General features: G+C 46.3%; 1 protein-coding gene. It reads left to right on the plus strand.

Annotated features, from left to right (window positions below; all coding sequences use genetic code 11):
- Window positions 1-101 precede the first annotated feature (101 nt).
- Window positions 102-1,577, plus strand: a complete 1,476-nt coding sequence (locus J7I83_RS17635; RefSeq protein WP_215102931.1) for an IS1182 family transposase — start codon at window positions 102-104, stop codon at window positions 1,575-1,577.
- The last annotated feature ends 96 nt before the right edge of the window (window positions 1,578-1,673 follow it).

The raw sequence follows: 1,673 nt of genomic DNA on the forward strand, positions 1-1,673 counted from the left end.
GAGGCCACTGAAAAACTACAAGAAAAAGCGCCGGATTTCTGATTTTTAGAAATTCGGTGCTTTTTCTTGTATACTGGTTCTAAATTCAAGGAGGGATAACCATGATGCCAGACAGACCATCCATGAAACCCAGCCCTTATGCAGCCCTGTATGATATTGTCATTCCCCAAGACCACATCTTCCGACGCATCAATGAGCTGGTCGATTTCTCCTTCGTGACCCAGGAACTGGCGGAGAAGTACTGTTCGAACAATGGTCGGATGGCCATCCATCCCATTCGCATGTTCAAATACCTGCTCTTGAAAAGCATGAATCCCCTTTCAGATGTGGACCTGGTCGAACGCTCCAAGTTCGACCTCTCCTACAAGTTTTTTCTGGATATGGCCCCAGAGGAAGCGGTGATCGATCCGAGTTCGTTAACCAAATTCCGGAAGCTGCGTCTTGAAGATAGCTATCTTTTAGACCTCCTTATTGAAAAGACCGTGGCCATTGCGATGGACCTTGACCTGATTAAAACAGGGACCATTATTGTCGATGCCACCCATACCCAATCCCGCTACAACTTGAAAAAACCACAAGAGATCCTGCAGGATCAGTCCCGCAAATTGCGGAAAAACATTTATTCAGTAAATGAGTCTATGAAAGAACAGTTCCCGAAGAAGAATACAAAAGATGACCTCGAAGCAGAACTCAATTATTGCAAGGAATTGATCGCGTCGATTGAACGGGTTCCCGGTCTTTCGGCCAATCCGAAAATCGGGGAATCGCTTCGTCTCCTGGAAGAAACGATGGCAGATGACATCGAACAACTGCGCTGTTCTACGGATGCAGATGCCCGAACCGGGCATAAATCTGTGGACACATCGTTTTTCGGCTATAAAACCCACCTCGCGATGAGTGTGGAGCGACTCGTTACGGCAGCTATCGTGACCACCGGTGAAAAGAATGATGGGAAACTTCTTCAGTCTCTAATTGAAAAAAGTTGCGAAGCTGGCATCCCGGTGAATACGGTCATTGGAGATACGGCGTATTCGGAAAAAAGCAATTTGCAGTATGCTGAGGAAAATCACATCTGCCTCATTTCCAAATTGAACCCCAACATTACGGACGGTCATCGTAAAAAAGAGGACGAATTCGATTTCAATAAAGACGCTGGCATGTACGTCTGTAAAGCAGGTCATATGGCGATCCGGAAAGCTAGACAAGGAAAAAAAGGCATCGGACAGAATCAAGTGGATACCTATTTTTTTGATATCGAACGCTGTAAGCGTTGCCCGCTGCGGGACGGATGTTATAAGGAAGGCGCCAAAAGCAAGACGTACTCTGTCTCCATTAAATCCAATGAACATGCAATCCAGAGAGATTTCCAGGAAAGTGAGTTCTTTAAAAAAGCAGTCAAAGAGCGGTACAAAATCGAAGCCAAAAACAGTGAACTGAAGAATCGGCACGGATATCGGGTGACCTCCGGTGCCGGATTGAGCGGCATGGCCTTGCAAGGTGCCATGGCGATTTTCACTGTGAACCTGAAACGAATTCTTCGATTACTGGATGAGCGCAGGCAAGCTGCGGAACAATAAAGGTGATAAAAAAGAGTCAGAAGGCAGGGAAATCCTGCCTTCTGACTCTTTTTTTAGTCTCCGCTGATTTAAAGGGAGGGTTTTTCAGTGGCCTCG

Origin of the sequence: Planococcus sp. ISL-110 (assembly GCF_018613575.1) — a bacterium.
Classification (GTDB): Bacteria; Bacillota; Bacilli; order Bacillales_A; family Planococcaceae; genus Planococcus.

Excerpts from the sequence above, each read along its gene's own strand:
- J7I83_RS17635 (WP_215102931.1), top strand. The coding sequence starts at position 102 with ATGATGCCAGACAGACCATCCATGAAACCCAGCCCTTATGCAGCCCTG.